Annotated in this window: 21 protein-coding genes; 19 read left to right on the forward strand and 2 right to left on the reverse strand. The window is 41.4% G+C overall.

Translation table 11 applies throughout. From position 1 onward, the window contains the following. The first annotated feature begins 170 nt into the window (after positions 1–170). The 8 genes from ACFWMP_RS29220 (at position 171) to ACFWMP_RS29255 (ending at position 9,767) form a co-directional block, all read left to right on the forward strand. The gene (locus tag ACFWMP_RS29220; protein WP_060626950.1) at positions 171–1,292 is read left to right on the forward strand and encodes a DNA cytosine methyltransferase; all 1,122 of its coding nucleotides are present in this window, start codon (positions 171–173) and stop codon (positions 1,290–1,292) included. Beyond that, a complete protein-coding gene (locus ACFWMP_RS29225) occupies positions 1,289–3,826 on the forward strand; it encodes an ATP-binding protein (RefSeq protein ID WP_379425797.1) in 2,538 nt (845 codons plus the stop codon). The genes ACFWMP_RS29220 and ACFWMP_RS29225 overlap by 4 nt, the downstream gene beginning before the upstream one ends. Beyond that, positions 3,823–5,559 carry a DEAD/DEAH box helicase family protein gene (locus ACFWMP_RS29230; protein ID WP_379425798.1) on the forward strand — a complete coding sequence of 579 codons (1,737 nt, stop codon included), beginning with the start codon at positions 3,823–3,825 and terminating at the stop codon, positions 5,557–5,559. The genes ACFWMP_RS29225 and ACFWMP_RS29230 overlap by 4 nt, the downstream gene beginning before the upstream one ends. Then, complete coding sequence (locus ACFWMP_RS29235; protein WP_379425800.1) at positions 5,556–6,266, forward strand: hypothetical protein; 711 nt, start codon at positions 5,556–5,558, stop codon at positions 6,264–6,266. The genes ACFWMP_RS29230 and ACFWMP_RS29235 overlap by 4 nt, the downstream gene beginning before the upstream one ends. 352 nt (positions 6,267–6,618) lie before the next feature. Continuing rightward, on the forward strand, positions 6,619–7,500 hold the full coding sequence (locus tag ACFWMP_RS29240) for a hypothetical protein (RefSeq protein WP_379425802.1): 882 nt from the start codon (positions 6,619–6,621) through the stop codon (positions 7,498–7,500). A gap of 478 nt (positions 7,501–7,978) precedes the next feature. Continuing rightward, positions 7,979–8,113 (forward strand): hypothetical protein, encoded by a 135-nt coding sequence (locus ACFWMP_RS29245; protein WP_379425804.1) that lies wholly within the window; start codon positions 7,979–7,981, stop codon positions 8,111–8,113. Between the two features lie 46 nt (positions 8,114–8,159). Next, on the forward strand, positions 8,160–8,408 hold the full coding sequence (locus ACFWMP_RS29250; RefSeq protein ID WP_379425940.1) for a hypothetical protein: 249 nt from the start codon (positions 8,160–8,162) through the stop codon (positions 8,406–8,408). A gap of 288 nt (positions 8,409–8,696) precedes the next feature. Beyond that, complete coding sequence (locus tag ACFWMP_RS29255) at positions 8,697–9,767, forward strand: hypothetical protein (RefSeq protein WP_379425806.1); 1,071 nt, start codon at positions 8,697–8,699, stop codon at positions 9,765–9,767. A gap of 372 nt (positions 9,768–10,139) precedes the next feature. On the opposite strand, the gene ACFWMP_RS29260 is transcribed toward ACFWMP_RS29255, so the two are convergent. Beyond that, positions 10,140–10,964, reverse strand: a complete 825-nt coding sequence (locus ACFWMP_RS29260) for a WYL domain-containing protein (RefSeq protein ID WP_379425808.1) — start codon at positions 10,962–10,964, stop codon at positions 10,140–10,142. Then, positions 10,951–12,261, reverse strand: coding sequence for a helix-turn-helix transcriptional regulator (locus ACFWMP_RS29265; RefSeq protein WP_379425942.1), 1,311 nt, complete (start codon positions 12,259–12,261; stop codon positions 10,951–10,953). Before ACFWMP_RS29265 ends, ACFWMP_RS29260 begins: the two co-directional genes overlap by 14 nt. Positions 12,262–12,323: 62 nt before the next feature. Here ACFWMP_RS29265 and ACFWMP_RS29270 point away from each other — a divergent pair, with 62 nt between their 5' ends. The 11 genes from ACFWMP_RS29270 to ACFWMP_RS29320 all read left to right on the forward strand — a co-directional run bounded on the left by ACFWMP_RS29270 (position 12,324) and on the right by ACFWMP_RS29320 (position 22,953). After that, positions 12,324–12,473 carry a hypothetical protein gene (locus ACFWMP_RS29270; RefSeq protein ID WP_379425810.1) on the forward strand — a complete coding sequence of 50 codons (150 nt, stop codon included), beginning with the start codon at positions 12,324–12,326 and terminating at the stop codon, positions 12,471–12,473. Between the two features lie 386 nt (positions 12,474–12,859). Then, positions 12,860–13,975 carry a slipin family protein gene (locus ACFWMP_RS29275; protein WP_339244787.1) on the forward strand — a complete coding sequence of 372 codons (1,116 nt, stop codon included), beginning with the start codon at positions 12,860–12,862 and terminating at the stop codon, positions 13,973–13,975. Between the two features lie 168 nt (positions 13,976–14,143). Continuing rightward, positions 14,144–14,914: a CPBP family intramembrane glutamic endopeptidase gene (locus ACFWMP_RS29280; RefSeq protein WP_379425812.1), complete on the forward strand. Its 771-nt coding sequence runs from the start codon at positions 14,144–14,146 to the stop codon at positions 14,912–14,914. Between the two features lie 253 nt (positions 14,915–15,167). Further along, positions 15,168–15,977: an ABC transporter ATP-binding protein gene (locus ACFWMP_RS29285; protein ID WP_379425814.1), complete on the forward strand. Its 810-nt coding sequence runs from the start codon at positions 15,168–15,170 to the stop codon at positions 15,975–15,977. Next, entirely contained in the window at positions 15,978–16,823 is an 846-nt protein-coding gene (locus ACFWMP_RS29290) for an ABC transporter permease (protein WP_379425816.1), read from the forward strand. 165 nt (positions 16,824–16,988) lie between these two features. Next, positions 16,989–17,996: an ABC transporter substrate-binding protein gene (locus ACFWMP_RS29295; protein ID WP_379425818.1), complete on the forward strand. Its 1,008-nt coding sequence runs from the start codon at positions 16,989–16,991 to the stop codon at positions 17,994–17,996. Between the two features lie 42 nt (positions 17,997–18,038). Continuing rightward, complete coding sequence (locus ACFWMP_RS29300) at positions 18,039–19,397, forward strand: LLM class flavin-dependent oxidoreductase (protein ID WP_379425820.1); 1,359 nt, start codon at positions 18,039–18,041, stop codon at positions 19,395–19,397. Further along, positions 19,397–19,930 carry an NADPH-dependent FMN reductase gene (gene ssuE, locus ACFWMP_RS29305; RefSeq protein ID WP_339800355.1) on the forward strand — a complete coding sequence of 178 codons (534 nt, stop codon included), beginning with the start codon at positions 19,397–19,399 and terminating at the stop codon, positions 19,928–19,930. The genes ACFWMP_RS29300 and ssuE overlap by 1 nt, the downstream gene beginning before the upstream one ends. 279 nt (positions 19,931–20,209) lie before the next feature. Continuing rightward, positions 20,210–20,788 carry a sigma-70 family RNA polymerase sigma factor gene (locus tag ACFWMP_RS29310; RefSeq protein WP_052404147.1) on the forward strand — a complete coding sequence of 193 codons (579 nt, stop codon included), beginning with the start codon at positions 20,210–20,212 and terminating at the stop codon, positions 20,786–20,788. Beyond that, positions 20,781–21,641 carry a hypothetical protein gene (locus ACFWMP_RS29315; RefSeq protein ID WP_339800358.1) on the forward strand — a complete coding sequence of 287 codons (861 nt, stop codon included), beginning with the start codon at positions 20,781–20,783 and terminating at the stop codon, positions 21,639–21,641. Before ACFWMP_RS29310 ends, ACFWMP_RS29315 begins: the two co-directional genes overlap by 8 nt. A 199-nt stretch (positions 21,642–21,840) precedes the next feature. Continuing rightward, on the forward strand, positions 21,841–22,953 hold the full coding sequence (locus ACFWMP_RS29320) for a helix-turn-helix domain-containing protein (RefSeq protein ID WP_379425823.1): 1,113 nt from the start codon (positions 21,841–21,843) through the stop codon (positions 22,951–22,953). Positions 22,954–23,012: the final 59 nt, after the last annotated feature.

The raw sequence follows: 23,012 nt of genomic DNA on the forward strand, positions 1-23,012 counted from the left end.
TTATAAAAGAACATGAATTTTAATGTCGATAGAGAACTTATGTTCCTGTATAATCGAATTATTAATAATATCTAATTCATGTATTTAACATGTATTAATAGTAATTAGAGGGAAAACCCGAAAAAATGTCGAAGAATAAATATGGGATTTATGAAAGGGAGCACAAGAATATGCGGATAGATTTTACAATCATGAAACCGGAAATTCCGGTGTTATCCTTTTTTAGCGGTGCAGGCTTTTTAGATATCGGCTTCATGCAAGCTGGCTTTAAGACTGTCTGGTCTAATGAATATGACCGCAATTTTGTGAAGGGATTCGAATATGGTCTTAGCTCTATGACGGGACAACATCACAGAATAATAAATAATACATCAATTATCGGAATTGGGCCCAATCAAATTATGCGGGAAGCATTTCATAATACTGCAGTTCCTGATATTTTTGGAATAATAGGCGGTCCACCTTGCCCGGATTTTTCAATAGGAGGAAAGAACAAAGGGCGTACCGGAGAGAATGGTGTTCTTTCTAAGATCTATGTTGATAAAATAATGGATCTTCAGCCAACCTTTTTTTTATTTGAAAATGTGAAAGGGCTCTTTAAAACAGCAAGGCACCGTGAATTTTTCGATGATTTGAGAAAGCAGTTTTCGGAACACTATATGACTGATGTACGTATTTTGAATGCTCTGGATTTTGGAGTACCGCAGGACAGGGAACGTGTATTTATGGTGGGGTTAAAAAAGAAATGGTTAAAGAAAAAACTTGGTGTCAGAAATATTCCCAAGGATTATGAGTGGTTTCAATGGCCCGAGGATAAACATTTTGCAGGTGCAAAACAGCGGTTTGCATGGCCGCGGGAAGTGCCGTTTGGAATTACTCCTGAGAAGCCTGCCAATATTCCGGAACAATTAATGGTGGGGCCAATTATATGTAATCTGGATGAAACGGCTCTTTTGCCCAATGGTCTTGAAGGCCTAAGGCCTATGAGCGATAAATATCATGTTATACATGAAGGTGACGTATCACGGAAAAGTTTTAAACGGCTGCACCGCTGGCGCTATAGCCCCACTGCAGCTTATGGGCATAATGAGGTTCATTTGCATCCGACACAACCGAGAAGGCTGACAGTCCGGGAAGCTCTCCGGATTCAAAGTGTTCCTGATACGTACATATTGCCTGCGGAAATGCCTCTAACATATAAGTTCAAAACAATTAGTAACGGTGTACCTGTAAAACTGGCTCATGCAATGGCGGTTGCGATCAGAAGAATGATAGAGGAGGAACCTAGATGACGCCAACAGTTAAGTTTTTTGATTTTACACCAGATCCCAAAGTGCTGATAGCTCTGACTCATACCCCAATGCTTCCATTAGATGCATTATGCGAATTAATTGATAATGCGATAGATTCATTTCAGGCTGCCAGACTCACAGGTATAAGGATAGAAAATCCTCTAATTTCCATTGAGCTGCCAAGAAATTCAGATCTTAATAAAAATACCGGAATAATACGTATCCGTGACAACGGACCGGGCATGACGGCTGAAATGGCTGAAAAGTCAATCAGGGCGGGATTCTCCGGTAATAATTCATATGATAGTCTCGGGTTATTTGGTATGGGTTTTAATATTTCTACAGGTAAGTTCGGCAGAGTAACCAGGCTGCTGACAGTCCGGGAAAATGAAGAGCAGGCTATAGAGGTGGTAATTGATCTTGAAAGTATTAATCAGTCTAAAAATTATCAGCTGCCTGTAAATCCGGTTGATAAACCAAGGGGGATTAGTCACGGGACAGTTATTGAAATAAGCCAATGGTGGCCTGAGGGAAATGCAAACAGCCAGTTTGTCAAACGTCTCATTCATTATGGACTTCCAAAAGTGCGTTCTGAGCTCGGCCGGCGCTATGCCACAGTATTATCCAAGCGGGAAATTAGAATAATGGTAAATGGGGAACCTTGCGAAGCATTTGAGCATTGTGTCTGGGGCTCTAACAGATATGTTGAACGGAAAGGGCATGGGCAGATTCATGCTAGATATGACTTCGACCATATTATTGGGGTGCAAAGAAGATGCGGTAATTGTACAGCTTTAATTCCGGATGAAATGATTGAATGCCCTTCATGTAAATCTTCAAACATCCGGAGTGTTGAGGAAAAGGTGAAGGGCTGGGTCGGTATCCAAAGATTTGACGACAGTACTGAATACGGAATTGATTTAATCAGGAATGGAAGGGCGATCCGGATAGCTGAAAAAACAGCTTTTTTTGAATTTGTAGACGAATTCAAGAAAACAATAAAGGATTATCCAATTGACGGGCCATTCGGAAGAATAGCAGGTGAAGTTCATCTAAATCATGTCCCTGTAGATTTTCTAAAACAGGATTTTCAGCGCAGCAGCCCTGAATGGCAGCGTGCCATCTCTTATTTAAGAGGGGAGAGCTCATTGCAGCCTAGTCAGCCAGGGACGGATCAAAACAAAAGCTATATTTACAAACTGTATCAAGGTTACCGCAGAGTCAGAAAGCCGGGGAAAGCTGACTTATATATGGGATATTGGGATAGTGATTCTAATGAACCTAAACGTATATCAAGGGATGTAGAAAAAGAATATTATCAAAAATTCTTAGAAAAATTGCCCGGATATTATGATGATTCAGAATGGTGGAAGCTGGTAGAACAAGCTGATTCCCCGCCGCTTGAAGAACTGGTTGATTGTCCGGAATGCAGCGCGCAGAACTTGAAGGAACATGATACATGTAGCGTTTGCGGATACATATTACTAGGCAAGCCATGTATTAATCCGGATTGTAAACATGAGATCCCCAAGTCAGCTTATTCTTGTCCGGAGTGTGGCATGTCCCAGTTGCCAAAAATTGAAGAACCATGGACCTGTCATGTTTGCGGTACCAGAAACAGGGCAGCTGAAAATAGCTGTACATCTTGCAGTGAGGAGAAGGGCACTGAGAATACTCTTTCTAAGGAATTTCTCTCACAGAATGCCAACAAATCTGATGATTTGTCTATACCTGGCTGTTCAATTATGCTGGCTGACGGCGTCTATAGTTCACCTGTGAATGTAAATGTTTTTATTACTCAAATACCAATAAAGTCAAATCAGCAAACCGATGGCATTCCGCTGATTGTTTTTAAGGAAGAAGAAATAGATGTTTACCTGGACAAAACCCATAAATTGTTTAAATCATTCCAGATCCGGCCTGAACAGATGATAGCTGCTGAAGTTGCACTTTACATTTATGATATGAACAGGCGGCTTTCCGGAAAACAATATCACGGAGGACACACCCTCTCAACAATTGAATGGCAGATTATAAACAGCAGATGGTCAGATAAACTTGAGGATAGCCCTGAGAAAATTCGGGAAGAAGTTTATATATTCTTGACCCAGTTAAAAGAGAAACTTCCTGAACTTTTAAAAGAAACAGCTGCCGATATATTTGACGAGATGGACGAAGAACAGAAAAGAGCAATGGTTGATAACATGCTTAATCAAAATGCCGATATCAGTCGGCTTGGAGAGATGAAGGAGACCGGTTTATTTCTATTGTATATTGATGAGGCAGTTATTACCGATATTTTCAAAAAGTATCCGCATGTATTTTTCGATGGAGGGATATGGGAAGTTCCATACTCAAGTCCGTCGGAAATAACCGATACAATATTACACAAAGCGCAAATAAGGATCAGAAATATTTATCTTAACTGTTTAAATGATTTAGTGAATTATATTAAGTATCGTTCAACTGAGACAGGAATCTCTCAAAAAACAAGACTGTCTTTGGACTTTCTCCAGCAAAAGGTGATAAAGTGAGTATTTTTATCAGTGAAATAATTCTAAAATCCGGAACGTGGCAAGCATTCGAAAGAGTGGTATCGCGTTTATTGGCTCATGAAGGTTTTGAAGGCATAAGACTTGTGGGCCAATCCGGTGACCGTGGAGCTGATGTTCTTGCACACCGGGCTGGTAAACGGTGGCTGTTCCAAATGAAACACTGGAAAAACAGGGTTGGTGTTGATGTTGCTGACCAGACGCTGGAGGCTATGAGAATTTACAGGGCACAAGTTCCTGTAATTGTAGCTTTAAACGGTTTTGATGAAAAGCTGATGGAGCACCAAAGAACTTTAATGAGCAGAGGAATACCGCTTCAGCTGTGGGATACAAAGGCGCTTATCACCAGGGCGAAAAAACTTCCGGAAATGCCCGTACTTAACAGAAATCCGCGCGGGTATCAGGAGGAGGCCATACGGTCTACAATACAAACATTTAACGAACAGAATAAAAAGGCCCTGATTGTGATGGCTACAGGACTTGGTAAGACTTTTGTTGCATGTGAAACTGTCAGACGGATTAACGCAATAACTCCGCTGAAATTTCTTGTAATAGCCCATACGAATGAGCTTGTTTATCAGATAGAGAAAGCTTTCTGGCCGTTTCTGTCTAAGGAACAGGAAACAACGGTATGGAACGGGTATGAGCAGCCGGGTGAAGAGCGTCTTGAAAAAAGTAATGCCGTTTTCGCATGTTTAAATACAGTTGCTGATTATGTCCAGAGAGGGAAAGAACTGCCGCTTTTTGATCTCATAATTATTGATGAATGCCACCATGTTGGGGGACAAATGTATAACGCCGTATTACAAGAGACTCTGGCTGGTACGGGTGGCGGGCCATTTCTTCTGGGGTTGACAGCAACACCGTGGCGTCCGGATGATGTTGATCTTTCAGAATATTTTGGTGAACCTCTTGTTAGTGTGGATATCGTTACCGGTTTACGTAACGGCTTTTTATCTGATGTCGATTACAGAATGTATACTGACAATATAAACTGGGAAGCTCTGGGAGAATTAAAAGGAAGGAAATTTTCACCGCGGCATATTAACAGGACTCTGTTTATCACTGAGTGGGACGATGCTGTTGTATTTGAGCTGAAAAGGGTGTGGCAGGAACAGAGTAAACCAAGGGCAATTGTTTTCTGCGGTACGATAGATCATGCAGCTACAATGAGAGACCGTATTAATTCACTCGGATTCTGTAACGCGTCGGCAATATATTCACAGACTACTGCCGGCCGTTCAATGGACCCTGCTGAACGTAACCGTATACTCTGCGATTTTCAAGACGGTGTAATTGATGTTTTATGTGCAGTTGATATTTTAAACGAGGGTGTTGACGTGCCGGATGTGAACATTATTGTATTTCAGAGAGTGACCCACAGCCGGAGAATATTTATTCAGCAGCTAGGCAGAGGTTTAAGGTTGTCAAAAGATAAGGAGAAAGTTATTGTTCTTGATTTCGTATCTGATATACGCAGATTTGCAGCAGGCATTAATTTAAAAGATGGCCTCGCTGATGATGGGCCGGCTCCGGGGAATCCGGTGAGAATCAGCCTGCCGCATAAAGTTACATTCAGAAAAGCAGGCGGAGAAGACCCGCAGACGGAATCCTTTTTAAGACAATGGCTTGAGGATGTGGCTGCGGTAGAAGGAGCGGGGGAAGATACAAGCGTACTCAAGTTTCCGCCGGAATTTCGAGGAGGACGAAAATGACATTTGATGAAGTCATCAATGATATTGAGAAGATGATCGGGTTAGAACTGGAAAGTATTAAGGCTGGTGCTAACATTACGCTTACAGGGATAGACAAGATAGCTAAGAGGATAGAATTAATGACATCTGTAGGCAAAATTAAAACCAGGCCTTTTAGTGAGCTGGAGAAAATATGGAACACACTCTGTTCTTCACCAGCTGCTCACGTAGATAGTGTTCTTGGAGGATCCGGATCAAGCAGAAACCAGCCGGAAACCGTAATGGCTAACCTGCCATATGTAGAATGGTTCTTTCTAAACGGTAAAAAACATCTGGCTTTAGTTAAGGAGTCGGCACATGGTTACGGGACACTTTTAAAGATGGATGAATTAGCTGCAATTGAAATAAAAGATAAATTATTGAACGCAGCAAATACTGCTTGCGAAGTGGTTGTTATTACTGAAAACATTAAGGAAACTGCCTATGCTTATGAGAAGGTTACAGGAATACCGTTATATCCTGTATCTCCCGGCGTTTATGAGCAATATAAGGATAAAGTCAGATTTATTTTTGTGTCCAAAAGCAATTTGGATAATCAAGTTAAGCCGGGAACTTATATAGTGGTTTCTGGGGGGAGCAATAAAGGTTCTGAGCAGACAATACATTTAGATGGGCGGGAATTCCAAGTGTTTTGTGAGGGAGGGATCCAGGTTCTCGTAACATTATAATTACTAGAATTCAGACGTGAAATGCACCCATATTTAGGGTGTGTTTTTATTTATCATCAAAAAAAGGAAGGAGTTTGATTTAATTATGTAGGAATCTTGGAGTAATTATCTAAAAGTTGAATGAAGAAATAGTCTTAGATATCAGGGACGACAAATGGAATGAGAGTCTCTTTAAGTATTTTTTTGAGTAACATAATTCTCAAAAAGTAGTTTAACTTTATACTAACGAAAAAGTTCTCATGGTAATGGGAAAGAAATTAAATATTCCACCAGGGGGGGAATGTTAAATGATTTTTGTTTGTATGTTCAAACGTACATAAGGGATGTTAATGACCTATTTGAAATAGTAAATATGAGAGCTGATTCCGAGAAGGGGATTGGTGGCCGGAATTATAATATCAGACTACGTGAATTACTTGGTCTCGAAGGTAACGGGAGACCTAGAGGGTTCTATGAGAAAGGCTCGGGGGAATACGAACGAAGCATGTTCGGTGCTTATGTGTTATTTCCCTATCCGGATGAGGAGCGGTATAAGACACACCAGTTCTACAAAAGCATCGAGCTATTGAATATTGGCGCTTTGCCGTTCCTACCGAATTCTACAAGCCTGGTAGAGCAATTCTTGGATGAGATTATTCAGGATAGTCCGGAAAAGGCTTATGAACGATCTACTCATCCACGCGGTACGAAAGAATACTATGCCAACCAACTCGCGGGTAAAAATGTTCTTGTCGGCTCTGTTTGTGGCCCCAAACAAGTGGAGGTGGCCATGCAGCATTCTTTTTACCATGTACCTGTGGAGAACCTTGCAAGCCAGAAGATAATAACCCAAATCGAATATGTAGCGATGTGCCAATCCAGAAGGAAATTCATCGATCCTGCAAAGACAGGGATTCATTGGGTGGGTAAAGTGGTAGATTGGGAAGTGGTGAAACGGAAGGAAATAAAGGAGATCGTCCCTGAGCCTCATAAGGAAGAGAAAGATTATGTTAGATTTACAGTCGAGGAATGGATACCTTTAAAGCCTCACATTGCTTTAGGGGGACAGGGAATAAATACAGTCCTTTACACAAGCAAATATGTCCTAGACCGAGCGATGGAAATCGCTGAGCTTCGCTTAGAAACGGAGGAAGATCTTCGTGAATGGCGTGAGAAGCGCCGAAAGGGCAGAGTGAAGGTCGATCATGAGCAGTTTGTGGATTTAGGGAAGGTTGTGGAAGTTCGGAATATTTAAAGTTAGTGAAAATGAAGTAAGGTTATTGTCCTGCCAATTTATCAAGCATCCCGCTGGATAATGGCAGGATTTTTTTTATTGGGCAAATACAAAACATCCTGTTAATAGACGGTACTTGGAATGAACATGTTATGATAACAGTTATATAGAAAGAGATCACATGGAAAAGCTTATAGATGCACTGGATGTACAAGTGTTTTGTATAGATTCTGAAAGTCTTGAAGTACATAATTATGAAATCATTGAATTGTAGCGCTGAGCTTCTCCCCTTCTCTCCCTCACATATATCCACCCCGCAACTCAAGTATCGCCGCTTTTACGGATTGTGATCTTTCACCCGTTTCTCACCATCCCACAATCATCAAAAGATTAGTTAAAGGTTTAGGCTTTTCTACGTATTGACATATGTAAGTTTCTTCGCAACAAATTGCACAATTCGTTTAGCTTTTCGATGAAGGTGAGGTGTAAGGAGGGGGAGATGGAGGAGATGGAGGTTATCCAGGGTACTGTGGATCGTTACAAGAACATCGAAAGATCACGCGATGCCATGATGTCAATAGAGGAATTTACCCGGATGTACGATACGTACTACAAACGTGTTAACAAATATTAGTTATCGCATTAATAACTACCACGTGTCGGAGGACATTTGCAGTCAGGTGTTTGAGACGGTGATGTGTAAGTATTATAGCTTTTCAGAAGAAAAATCGAATTTTGAGGTATGGCTGTTTGCCATTGTAAGGAACGTTTTGACGGATTACTTCCAGGGGCAGAAAAAAAGAAGCTACACCTCACTAGATTCTTTGCTGGAGCTCATATTTCCCAAGCCGTCTCCGGAGGAACTGGATATTCGTGAGGATAATAATCAAACACTGTTTAAGGAGCTCTCCAAGCATGAAGGAGCATAATATCACAGCAATGAGATATGGGGCTGGACTGAAAAATTCCGAAGTCGCACAGATCATGGAATCATTGAGTCCAAGATAGGATTAACATCACAGTAAAGGCGAGAGGATTTAGCCCCTGAGAGTGTGCATTAATTGATTTCTGGAAGGGCTTACGAACAGAGAATGTATTGCAAAGTATGGAAATACATTTTTTACATACTATGAAAGATTTCTGACAGACTATTCATCGAACGAATGATAGCATCTAGTGAATACGAAACCTATTTATCATGTATGGGAGAATCGATAATGAAAACTATGCTACGTCTTTATCATGAAGGAAATACGGATTACCATTCAACCTTTTTTGATTTGTTACATGGGGATACAGAGACGAAGCAGACCAAAGGACTCTCGTACCTATTTTCAAGATATCCTAACTTGATACAGTTATTTTTAAAAGAAGTAACTCGTCTGACTTCAAATAAGTACATGGAATTTAAGCAGGGATTTGATTTTGTTCAAGTAGACGCAGAAATGTTATCAGCTGGAGTAAAGAAAATAAGACGCGATATTACCTTATCTTTGTTTCAAGGGAACACTAAAAAACTAGTTATAATAATTGAAGCTAAGAGCGTAAGTGCTTCTGTACAACAAAAGGATATATCAAGACAACTTGAGTCGTATCTCGATCCAACAAATTTTCCACATGATGCTAATGTGCCTATGCTCGGTGTAACTTTAACAAAGTATAAAGTTCTTCATCCGCCTGAGAATGGATTTGTCAGCCTTACTTGGACAGACATTATAGAATTGATAAACGATGTGATTAGTCTAGAGAAAAGAAAAGGTGAGGATGTAAACATTGCAACAGAATTTATAGATTTTATTAAAGGGGTGAGAAAAGGGATGAAATACTATGAGGTTGAAGTTCTGTCGGTTGCTGCGGGTAAGACGTATGAGTTAACGAAAAATTACTTTGTTCATGCGTGTCCACATACTGCGAAGGGTTTTTCATATAAAACTCCAATATATATAACTTTCAGATCTAGTGGTGGTGGAGAAATGGAGTTTCTTTATAAAATTGATGAGATTGTTGTTTTCGATCCGTTATCACCTTCTCTCAACGTTTTATTAGAAGGTGTACAGATAGATTTTGCTACTAGAATTAAAGAATACATATCAAATCGTATAAACGGTGGGTATGGATTTAATCATCCGGGAGAAGAGTATCGTTTTTATAATCTTTGTAGTAAAGATGTAATTCATTTGAAGCATCTACCCAAACCACTGATTAATAACTCTGGTGCACGATACTATTCTATCGCTGAACTCATAAAGGGTGAGAAGGTAGTGTTTGTGGAGAGTCAAGATCGGTAAATACATCAGGTAAATAAGCTTCAAATGAGTCGCTATCTCGTAAGCGGAAATATATCAAACTTTTTTGGAGATTCATCGTATAAAGTTGTTCACACCGGACATTCATCCCTTGTGGAGAGTGGCTGTGTTGGTGAGCAATGCTGTGAAAAATGTAGTAGTAGATCGGGTTGAGTCATAATACTGATGGTGCGGAAGAATAAAATACAGATAAAAAAGATTGGAGTAAATGATGAACTAACATCGCTCTTGTCATAAGCGGAGGCAACATTGATGGAGATGTATTAACAGCTATATTGACCAAATATTAATAGGTAATTCAAAAGAGTCATGTAGGCATAGATTGCTAACTACATGACTCTTATTTATCTCAGATTACGAAGAAAGTTCTTCATCGGTGGGTATGATTCCATAACGCTCTAAAGCTTTTGACGATGATTCGAGCATCCGCTTTTTCAAATAATCGCCTTCGACCACCCAAACCCGCTTTCCCAGAAAACGTATCTTGGAAAGTAAATACTCGAGCTCATCCCCAAGCAGAGAAACTCTGACTCGATAGGTATCCTTCTCCGTATCATACTCAACATTTTTTTCAAAGCTGGAGAAGGCGTATAGAATACGGGATAGCTCTGCGTTATAAACGCGGACAATTTCAATGATGACTTCGGTTTTACGCGATTCAAGCGTTTCTCCGATCTTCCTTAGAATGTTCTCTGCTGCTGAGGGTTCGATTGGTTCTGATGTGACGGACTGGATCTTCTTTAGCCGGGTACTCATCAAGGAGTGATGCCGAGTGTGATACCAGAGTAAATACCATTCTCTTTTGACCATGGAGTATTCCAGCTTATACGGAAACCCCAACTGATCCTTATTAATACGGTCGCCCTTAATCGCGTAGGTGATAAGAATCCCCGTTTTATTCATGATATGCCGGCGCAAAGATCGCAGAAGAGGGTGGTAGACCTGTTTTTCTAGCGTACGGGCTTTTTCAATCAAATGATTGGAAATATCCATCCCCTGTTCCGACTCAAGGGCAGTACGTAGCTTGTCCATAGTATCCGCAGTGAAAGCATCAGCTGCCGAGGGATGCTCCAGCATCGTCTTCAGCCAGGCCCGTTCGTGCGTAGTGATCATGAAAGTACCGGAGTCCTCCAATCGGGAAATGATCTGGTGATTGAATATTTTCTCAAACAGATTCATAGTAAGCTTGGATCTCCTTCCATTCAGCAATGATTTCCTGGCGAAACGAAGCGGGCTCCAGAACCTCGCAGCTGGAACCGAAGCTACGTAGCCATGGCTTAATTTCAGTAACCCCGTTTACGATGATTTCATAAATAAACGAATGTTCATCCTCAAATACAATTTCCCCCCATTGTCCCTGCAAGAGTACCCGTTCCTTGATGAAGTTCGGTTCCGAACCTCCCGGATTAAAAAACCGGACACGTACGGTCACCGGCCGGCCAGTATCTATCAACCAGCTGTACCTAATCTTCTCGGCAAGTTCTTTGTTCTTTTCGTCGTACCAGATCTCATCCACAGGTTCAGCTTCTTCGATTTGCGTAATTCCTTCCATCCGGTATTTCCGAATACCCTGTCTATCATATGAGAGCAAATACCATCTTCCATATTGATGATCGTACACAATTTTAAGTGGAACCACCTTTTCAGCTTTGCCCTCTGGTTCACGTTCAAACAGGGGATTGGTGTTTTTGGATGCGTAGCTTTTCTCAGACTTCGGTGAGAAATACAGAAACCTGACTTTGCGGCGATGGCGCATGGCATGAAGAAGTGTAAACAGATGCGCCTCATCTAAAATCCTCGAGTAATAGTGATAATTATATAAAAATGGTTCAACGGCATGCCGCTCAACTTGATTGCGGAGAAGATGTTTTTTTAATCCATCACGCAGTAAATATCCTTGAACGGAAGGGACTTGAGTGTTCGCCATCACATCTACAAAATCATATAAATCGATAAGCTCTGCATCCAATAAGCTTCGAATCAAGTCGTCTTGGATTCGATACCGGTACGGGCGAGATCCCGGCTCTCTTGTAATGACTCCGACCTCCTCCAAGTATTTGAGATCCGAGCGAATGGTCTTTTCGTCAGGTAAAGGTAGATCAGAAGGCAGACTACTGCAGCACATCTCCAATAAATCCTTCGCAGTCAAGGCTTGTCCATTCATTGCACCTAGAAGCAGCGAGACTCGCTGGCTTTCAGATTCCTTTACGGATTTGGCGCGGAATAGAAATAAGAGTAATGGATCGGTGGAGTCATAATATCTGAGGCGAAAGGTCTCGGAAAATTCCCTGCTCTGTTCATCCGCCAAGTGCTGGTGCGTGGAGCTAGCTACTTGTTTGAGTCGTCGGATCGTTTTATCAAAGGTGTGAACGGAAATCCCCAATCTGTCTGCGAACTGTTGTCTGCTGAATGCCCCGCTCGTAAGCACCAGCATTCGCAGAAACTGTATTTCTTTATCAAAGCTTTCCTTAGCCAAAGGTATCCCCCGTTCAAATGAAGCATCTTCTTCCATTGTAACAGGGGAGGGATTTGGGTGTAATGGAAAAGTTTATATGCAGTCGTAATACTTTCACCATGTTCGTTAAGGCTGAAATGAGCGATTATAGAACCTGTAAGGCAGTATTTAGCAAGATGGTAAACGCCAAATGGCGTTTCATCATACATTGGTTCTTATTTGGACGGTCGTAACGAGGCGCGGATATCGATGTATCCCGCAGTGCCGTGCATGCTATGTTACGGTATCCTGTACGATCGGATCGGTAGGAACCACTTATTAGGGGTTCAATTCCCCAATCTCCTTGGACGCGATTCTGGTAGAGCACTCGACTTCAAATCGAGCGAAAAATTGAAGAAAAGACCAAAGGCTAGAATCCCTTGCAGCTAGCTTTAGTGCACTGAAGTTAGGCTTTGCAATCCGTGGATACCGCTTGTGCGAAATTTCAGGAAGTTCTCTTAGATTAAAGTGTGAGAATATCCATGAGAACAACAGATAAATCGCTTAGCTAAAACGAGATTCCGCCAGAACTTCAGTGGGATTCTAAGACCAATGGTCGAACTAATTAGGGGGAAACATTATGTTGAACAAAGTAACGATTCAAGCTGACGAACGTGGTTTGCTATTTCATAAAGGAAGTTATGTGAAAAAGCTGATGCCGGGGAGCTATCACTTTTCAATGTGGTCAAAATCCACCGTTGTGGTGTTGAATATCGCTAAACCATTTAATGTGGAAGGAAAAGATATGAAGTTATTCCTTCATGATGAAGATCTCGTGCGTGAGCTCGATATCGTACGTGTACAAGATCACGAGTATGTTCTGTACTATGAGGACGGGAAATTTGTTCAATTACTTAAGCCTGGTGTCTACGCATTCTGGAATATACTTAAAGAACACACCTTTTTCCATGCAGATATCAGACAACCTGAATTGCCTGTCGAGGTAAACCGTGCAATTATAGCGAAGCTAACATCTAGTGTGCAGTCCTACGAAATTGCGAGCTACGAATCTGGATTTCTGTTTTATGATCATGTATTACAACGAGAACTTCCTCCTGGCAAGTACCACTTCTGGAGAGGTCCAGTTTCGACTGTGGTAAAGACGATTGATTTAAGACAACAACAAATGGATCTCATCGGCCAAGAGATCATGACGGAAGACAAAGTTTCGCTGCGGCTTAACTTCGTTTGTCAGTACAAGATCGTAACGCCATTACGTGCTCTGGAAATGAAGTCATTTGACGAGCAAATCCATATCCAGCTTCAGCTTATGCTGCGGGAATATGTCGGAACGCTCAAATTGGATGATCTTCTGAAACGAAAAGAGGACGTTGCGTCGTTCGTCCTATCCCGTTTACGTGAGAAGGGTGAAGAGTTCGGAGTAGATTTCCTGAGTGCTGGGGTTAAGGATGTCGTTTTGCCAGGGGAAATGAGAGATATAATTAACACTGTTCTGCTTGCGGAGAAAAGAGCACAGGCAAATCTAATTACTCGTCGTGAAGAAACGGCCTCAACCCGAAGCTTGCTTAACACCGCAAAGCTAATGGATGAGAATCAGACGCTGTTCCGACTGAAAGAGCTGGAATTCCTCGAGAGAATATGCGAGAAAATCGGATCCATATCTTTTACGGGTGGCGGGGATTTGTTGGAGCAATTAAACTCTTTGCTTGGTGAACGAAAAGCGACAGGCAAATAAGGAATATCAAATGGAATAGATAAGTGCCACTCTTAATGGAGATTGGCATTTTTTTGGTTTTTTTTCTGAAAAGTTTCTGTATATTCATCCAGTTCACAATAGGTTCATATAAGTGGTTTAACTTATGGGTATCAAGAGTTTAGTACGATATTTGGAGGAAGAAAACCCATGAAAAAAGCAAAAGAAAATTTAGATTACCCGTTTTACAATGAATTACCTGTACAAATTCCTGTTATGAAATGGCTCGTTGTAATGGTAGCGATTGTATTGGGATTTATCGCGTTGACCACTCGAATACCGTTTATCCCATTGAAAGTTAACGAATATTTAGCACCTATATTGTTCACGGGAATTCCGCTTGTTGCATTCATTTGGGCATCTAAGGGTCATGCGAATCACCTGTTTCGTAAAATTACAAAGAATGATGTTAAGTGGGGTGTGCTGTTCTTTATCTTTAATATAATTGCTACTCCGATTGTCGGTCTCATTCTAGTCTATGTAGTAAAAGTTAATACTGTAGCTGATGCGGTAGTTAATGTCTTTGCAGAACTTGATTCTCTTGGTAAAGTATTGATGTTTGTCAAAATGGGGATTCAACTTGTTGGTGAAGAATTGTTAACCATTTTACCATTCCTGTTTATATTGCAATTGTGTGTGGTGAATTTCAAGCTTTCTCGCAGAGCGGGAATCTGGATTGCATTTCTTGTTACAGCAGTGATCTTCGGAGCCATTCACCTACCAACCTATCATTGGAATCTCGTACAAGCACTTGTAGGTATTGGCCTTGTACGTCTTGTTCTTACAGGGGCTTATATGAAGACTAAGAATATTTGGGCATCTAGTATCGCGCATATTTTGAACGACTATGCAATTACATTGTTCAGCTTGCTTACAGCTTCGTCCGTAGCACCATTCATCATGCAGCATTTCATTCATTGAATAAATATGCCAATACTGGGTTTAATTAAGTAGAGTTGAATTTATTGTTGACAATCCCACCGGATTAAAATATAGTAATCCCATCAGATTAATACAAATTGCGAATATTTAAATTTAAATATTCAAATGTTTAAAACGGAATATGCTGACTGGTTCAACCAGAGGCTCAGGGGACAAACGCTAGTCGTTGTCATCTGAGCCTTTTTGGCGAACAATCACTTTCCCGTAATCATAACTAGTTGAGGTGAAGTCAATGGCTGCTGCAGAAAAAATCAGATTTGAGAGTGTCACCAAAACCTTCAGTATCCGAGATTCCAAGCAAAAGGAGGCAACGCAGCAATTCACAGCGGTAAAAGAGTTGGACTTTTCCGTAAATAAAGGTGAATTTATAACGATAGTAGGTCCAAGTGGCTGCGGGAAATCAACTTTACTTGATTTGATCAGCGGTTTATCATCACCAACACAAGGTCGCATTTTAATAGATGGTCACCCCATAACAGGTCCAGGGCTTGATCGGGGCATTGTGTTTCAGCAGTATGCTTTATTTCCGTGGAAGACCGCGCGTGGCAATATTGAATTTGGATTGGAAGCAAAGGGGATTCCTAAGCATGAACGTAGAGAGCAGGTTGGGCATTTTCTTTCATTAGTTGGGCTTAGTGATTTCGGAGATCGTTATCCACATGAGCTTTCCGGGGGGATGAAGCAGCGTGTAGCCATTGCCAGAAGTCTGGCCTTTAACCCAGACGTCTTGTTAATGGATGAGCCTTTTGCCGCACTGGATGCCCAAACAAGAGAATCACTGCAAAGTGAGCTTTTACGAATTTGGCAGAAGACCCAAAAAACCATCATTTTTATTACGCATGGTATTGATGAGGCCGTTTATCTTGGGGAGCGAGTAGTCGTCTTGACACCAGGGCCGGGTACGGTGAGGAAAATTGTAGATATTCCGCTTCAATCACGATTGGAAGATGCGGATATTCGCTCACATCCTGATTTTGTGAAGGCTCGTCATGAAGTGTGGGGTTATTTGCATGAACCTGAATACAAAGGTGCGTATATTTAGTTGATAAAGGAGGGTATTCCCATCGAATCGGTAAAGACTGCTCATTCAACGTTACAGCTTAAGAAACGTAATCCTGTTTCTTTTTCCGGCGTGCTTAAGGTGTTTAAACAGTCTATTGTTTTAGTCTTATTGTTCTTACTATGGGAAATCGCACCACGGGCGGGCTTAGTTGACACAGCATTTTTCCCACCTATTTCTGAGGTAATCACCGCCCTATGGAATTTGATAGCTTCAGGTGAGCTATTCACTCATTTCTTAGCGAGTATCATTCGCTCGTTCAGTGGATTTGCGTTAGCGGTAATAATTGCGATCCCGTTAGGATTACTGATTGGCTGGTATCCATTAGCTAGGGAGTTGTTAAATCCAGTGTTGGAGTTGTTCCGAAATACGGCTGCGCTCGCTTTACTTCCGGTATTTATGCTGCTGCTAGGGATTGGTGAAACCTCCAAGATTACGATCGTCCTATTTGCTTGCACATGGCCTATTCTTCTAAATACGATTGCTGCTGTAGGTAACGTTGATCCCTTGCTTATAAAAGCGGCCAAATCCATGAATATTAAGTCGTTTAAGTTATTTCTAAAGGTGATTTTGCCGGCATCCGTGCCAACTATTTTTACAGGTATTCGGATGGCAGGAACAGGGGCGATATTAGTATTGATTGCTGCAGAAATGGTAGGGGCAAAAGAAGGCTTAGGCTATTTAATCACTTATTCTCAATATAACTTCCAAATCCCTCAAATGTACGCCGGTATATTAACCATTGCCTTATTGGGCTTGCTAATCAACCAAGGCTTGACCTTACTCGAGCGTAGATTTTCTAAATGGAAGCAACCGGTGAATGAATAGAGGATGATTTTGAATGATATTTTTTTAGGAATAATACCCACTAAACAAATTGAATTAATTATATATTGATTGAACTTAAAACAATCTAAAAAGGAAGAGTGGCGGAGGGGAAGTTTGGAACTGTAGCTCAGAAAAATAGAATTCATTTGGAAAAGGAGAAGTGAGATGAACAAAACAGTAGCACTGCTTATACTTGTAGGTTTGGTTAGTGGTATTTTATCTGGCTGCTCAGAGGGGAAGTCCTCCGCCAAAAGTGGAGAAGATCAGATCCTGCAATATCAGTCTGCACCTGGAAGTGTCTCTTTCCCAGAGCTGGCAGCGGATTTAGGTTACTTAGGAGATTTGAAGCTAGAGTCTATAGGTGACAGCGTGGGTGGTCCAGAAAGTATTCAATTAACCGCGACGAAACAAATTGACTTTGGTGCAGCATTTAATGGAGCCATTATTAAGTCTTACGCCAAGAACGTAAAAATAAAGTCGGTCATTGGCTCCTATGGCAGTGATAAAAATACGTATGTAGGTGCATATGCCCTCGAGGGGGGAGCTATAAAGTCGGCTAAAGATTTTATTGGTAAAAAGGTAGGGGTGAATATTCTCGGTGCCCATTCGGAATTCGTCATTAAAGATTATTTACGCCAAGGCAACTTGACCGAAAAGGAAATTGAACAAGTAACCTTGGTTACAGTCCCAAGTTCTAGTGCAGAACAGATTCTGCGAAATCATCAGATCGATGTGGTTATGTTAAGCGGGATTGCCCGGGATCGGGCTTTAACAACAGGAGGGGTCGCAGAAATTTTCAAGGATATTGATGTGTTTGGGACAGAGTTTACTGCGGGTGATTACTTTTTTACAGATCAATATATCAAGGATAATCCTAATACCGTCAGGCAATTTGTAGAGGGGGTTGCAAAGGCCATTGAATGGGCCCGAACGACACCAAGGGAGGAAGTAATTAAACGATTCGAGGAAATTATTAATAAGCGTGAACGCAAGGAAACCACGGATAATCTTAAGTTTTGGAAGAGTACGGGCATCTCTGAAAAAGGCGGTGTGATCACACCATCGGAATACGATGTTTGGATTGATTGGCTTGTGGCAAATGGGGAGCTAAAGGAAGGCCAAGTGAAACCGGAAGAGTTATATACGAACGAATTTAATCCTTTTGCTAAATAATTTTCTATATAAGTTGAAAAATAAACAATAGGAGTGATTAGCATGACAAAAAAACAAATGAAACTCGGGGCATTCATTAATCTACCTGGTCATCATGTAGCAAGCTGGCGTCATCCTTCTTCAGGGGCAAGTCGGGCATTTGATTTGGAGTATTTAACGGAGATTGCACAAACGGCTGAGCGTGGTAAGTTCGACATGGTGTTTTTTGCAGATGTATTGGGTCAAAAGCTTTCGGGAAATGCACAATCATCATTGAAGCTAGACCCCGTTATTATTATTTCGGCACTCGCAGCGGTAACTAAGAATATTGGGTTAACGGCCACTTTGACGACTACCTATAACGATCCATACCATGTAGCGCGTAAATTTGCAGCTATTGATCATTTATCCAAGGGGCGTGCCGCCTGGAATGTAGTAACATCAGCTAATGAGGGGGAAGCTCTCCTGTTTGGTAAGGATAAACATTTGCAGCATGCATCCCGCTATGAACGTGCAGAGGAATTTGTGGAGGTTGTCAAACAGCTCTGGTTATCCATTGAGTCTGAGGCGCTAGTCATCGATAAGGAACAAGGCCGGTATTTAAATGTAGACAAGGTACATCCCGTTGACCATGAAGGAGCCTGGTTTAAAGTGCAAGGTTCACTTGACTCATCCACAACACCACAAGGACATCCAGTGATAGTTCAAGCCGGGTCGTCTGAATCTGGAAAAGAACTGGCGGCGAAGACCGCGGAAGTTATTTTTACAGCATGGCAAACCCTTGAAGAAGCGCAAACCTTTTATCGGGATGTAAAGGGTCGGTTGGCTAAATATGGACGTAAGCCGGAGGACTTGAAGATCATGCCGGGTGTGTTTATTACTGTAGCGAAAACTGAGGAAGAAGCTTTGTTGAAACAGCAGCAATTAAACAGCTACATTTTGCCTGAGGTAGGATTATCGTATTTGTCAGCTTTCACTAACATTGATCTGTCAGGGTATGATGTCGAAGAACCACTTCCGGAATTCAGTTCCATTGAAGATGAGACCAATCCGCGTATCCGCTACAACATTATTCGTGATATTGCCAAACGTGAAAATCTGCAATCCATACGTGCAATTTATGAACGGATCGCTGGAGCACGCGGACACCGGGAAATCGTTGGAACCCCTGAACAAATCGTAGATCAATTAGAAGAATGGTTCTTAAATGAAGGGGCAGATGGATTTAATGTGATGCCTCCCCATTTCCCAGAGGGCTTTAACGATATTGTTGAATTGGTAATTCCTGAACTACAGCGTAGGGGCTTATTCCGCACTGAATATGAGAGTAACACGCTTCGAGGAAATTTAGGACTACCTGTACCTGTTGTACCCACATTTGAAAAAACACTAACCGTTGCGAGCACAGGAGGGAATGTGTAATGAGCAAAGCAGTCATTATTAATGGAGGGAATACTAGAAAGTCCCGGTTGACTGCTATCCATCAGCAGGTTGGAAGATTTTTAGAACAAGAGGGGATTGGGCATCATTCGATCTATGTCCATGAGCTACCTGCAATTGATTTGCTTACGGCCAATTTTGCCAGCGAGGAGATTCTTGGGGCCAATGCGCTAGTGGAAGAAGCAGATATTGTTGCCATATTAACGCCTATCTATAAAGCTTCCTATACGGGGATTTTAAAAACCTATTTAGATCTCCTTCCGCAAAAAGCGCTGGTTGATAAGCGAATTGTACCTATTGCTATTGGGGGTTCGTTAGGTCATCTTCTAGCTATTGAATATGCATTGAAACCTGTATTATCCGTGCTGGGTGCTACTGAGATTTTTAATACGGTTTATTTCTTAGATCGGCAAATAGAACGGTTAGAAGCAGATGGGTATCGTATTGATGAGGAAGCAGAGCAACGCCTAAATGTAGAATTACTAAAGCTTGCACCTGCAAAAATAATTAATTAAGCTAGGGGAGCAGTAAGTAAGGGATAAACATTAACGCAGCCTTTCGGGGTGGCGTTTTTTTGTGTTGTGATTATTAACCCCATGAACGATCGCTGAAAAAGGTCCTCCGTCTCCATTTGGTGAACTATAAGTTGTATGATGGTTTCTTAATCCCACAATTATCAAAACATTTGTTAATGGTTTGGGCTTTTCTACGTATTAACTTATGTAAGTTTCTTCACAACAAATTGCGCAATTTGTTTAGCTTTTCGATGAAGGTGAGGTGGAAGGAGGGTGAAGATGGAAGTTATCCAGGGTACTGCGGACCGTTACAAGAATATCGAAAGATCACGTGGTGCCATGATGTCAAAAGAGGAATTTACCCGGATGTACGATACGTACTACAAACGTGTTTACAAATATATTAGTTATCGTATTAATAACCACCACGTGTCGGAGGACATTTGTAGTCAGGTGTTTGAGACGGTGATGTGTAAGTATTACAGCTTTTCAGAAGAAAAATCGAATTTTGAGGTTTGGTTGTTTGCCATTGTAAGGAACGCTGTGACGGATTACTTCCGGGGGCAGAAGAAAAGAAGCTACACCTCACTAGATTCTTTGCTGGAGCTCATATTTCCCAAGCCGTCTCCGGAGGAACTGGCGATTCGTGAGGATAATAATCAAGCACTGTTTAAGGCGCTCTCCAAGCTGCGTGAGAAGGAACGTAATATCATTGCAATGAAATATGGGGCTGGGCTGAAAAATTCCGAAGTCGCACAGATCATGGGCGTCAGTGAGTCCAATATTGGTGTCGTATTGCATAGAAGTCTGAAGAAACTGCATATTTCCTTAAAAGCAGGAGGATTCAACCATGAATAAGAAAAATGATGATCTCACAAAATTCAGCAAAACCATAGAACTGCTTGAGAATGTTGAACAGGATAACACTGCCGCCAAAGAAAGAATTTATAACCGTTTAGTATACAAGTTGGACCATGGAGCTCTTGAACTCAAATCAGAGAAAAAGGACGGGATAACGATGAAAAAAAGTAGCTGGAGAAATGCAATAGTGATTGGTAGTGCAGTAATTTGTCTAGGTGGCGCATTCTCTGCAACCTCCTATGCACAGGATATGTTCCAATCGATCATGGCAAAGTTTGAAGTAGGAAATCTCGAAATCACACAATACGATAAGGAAATCCCTTCGGCTGCACAGTCAATGACTCCATCTGAAGAGGGGAAAGGCGGGGAGAATGTTGCCATTGAATTGCCGGTTGTAGCTAAGTTAACCCTGGATGAAGCACGTGCAGAGCTTGGAATGAACTTCCCGGCACCAACCTGGATGGCAGACTATGAGTTTGTGAATGTTGTTCTTCAGGGGACCAGCATGGTTGAAGTGCAGTATAACTCCGGTGATAAAGCTGTTAATTTCCTAATCTCCAAGGGCGGCGACAATGGGATCAGTACTACGGAAGAAGTGAAGACAGAAGTAATTAACGGGACTAAGGTTTATTTTGCAAATGGAATTGTGATTTGGGAAAAAGATGGCTTTACCATTGAACTTTACGCTCAAGAAGACTTTGACCAAGCCACACTTGGGAAGATCATCGATAGTTTCAGCATCGGTGCTCCTGTACAGTCCTTAGGGACTGAAGAAGTGAAAGAGAACTTGCAGAAGAATGAAGGGGGAGTTGCAGCTCCAGCTTCCGTTCCGGTTGTTGATTCAAAATAAGAAGGGCTATTTAGGGTAGAGATGCCCATAGATACACATAAAGAAGACGCGAGGGGATTTCCCTGAGCGTCTTTTTTTTACGAGGCTATACACTTCCAACCATTGCTAGCTTCCCAAAACAAAAGTATAATTGAGAATAATTATCAATCATCGAATTAATCAAGCTGTATTAATATATAAGCAGTAAAGAGGTGACAGAATGCAAAAACAATCTCAAAAGACAGATTTAAGTGAGGTTAGAAAATACATAGAAAAGAATTTCACGAAGCCCTTATCTTTGGCTCATTTAGCAGATCTTACTGGTCTTAGTTCCAGTTATTTCTCCTCAGCGTTCAAACAGGAATATATACAAAGTCCAATGGAGTTTGTTACCCAGCTGCGGATTCAAAAGGCTAAACAATTATTACAAAAAGAAGACGTTCGCTTGAAGTTTATAGCAGAGGCTGTTGGATATAGTGATGAGTTTTATTTTAGCCGAGTGTTCAAAAAGGTCGAAGGGATCTCCCCAACGATGTATTCTAGCCAGCAAAAATCTAATATCGGTGTTGTAACTGGGAATATGATGGGTTATTTACATGCGGCAGGAGTAGTCCCGTTTGCTGCACCATTAAGTGCAAAATGGACAGCGTACTACTATAATTTGTGGTCGCAAGAAATCGAGCATAAGGTAACTTTGACGCAAAATAAAAATTATTGCAGCCCAAATGAGCTATTGCATTTGCCAATCGATCTTCTTATTTCTCCCAAAGCATTGTCGTCAGAGCTGGTAAAACAGATAGAGGATCATTTTCCAATCTATTGGCTGGATGATAAACAAGATTGCTTAATAGCGTTAACTGAACTTGCTGCCCGATTAAATAAACAAGAAGAAGCGAAACAATGGATCACACAGTATAGGGCAAGATTGGAAGACGTTCGTTGCGAGTTAGGGTGGATCACAAATCCACCTAAAGTTCTAGTTATACGTATCTATCAGCAGCAAATTTTTGCTTATTGCAATACAGGCATCGAGCATCTTTTATTTCAGGATTTGGGAGCGGTATCTAGTTATGAGCAGCCTGGTCTGTATAATGCCGAGATTACTTTTGATGAGTTAGGTGAGTTGGAGGTAGATAAGCTGTTTACAATTATATGCCCTGATGATGAGTCACGTGCAACATGGCATCATTTGCAGAGAGACGCTGGATTTAAACAGTTAGAGGCTATTAAACAGCAACAAATCTATGTCATTCATTCAGATCCTTGGTTCGAATATTCGCCTGTAGCTTTAAAGCGGATGCTAGAAGAAGTTGCTGTGATGATGATACCTTGAAAATGTACATGAGGAATCATAAGATGTTACATGGTCAATGAGCCCTATCTCTTATACAC

Origin of the sequence: Paenibacillus sp. NPDC058367 (assembly GCF_042723305.1) — a bacterium.
Taxonomy (GTDB): Bacteria; Bacillota; Bacilli; order Paenibacillales; family Paenibacillaceae; genus Paenibacillus_AQ.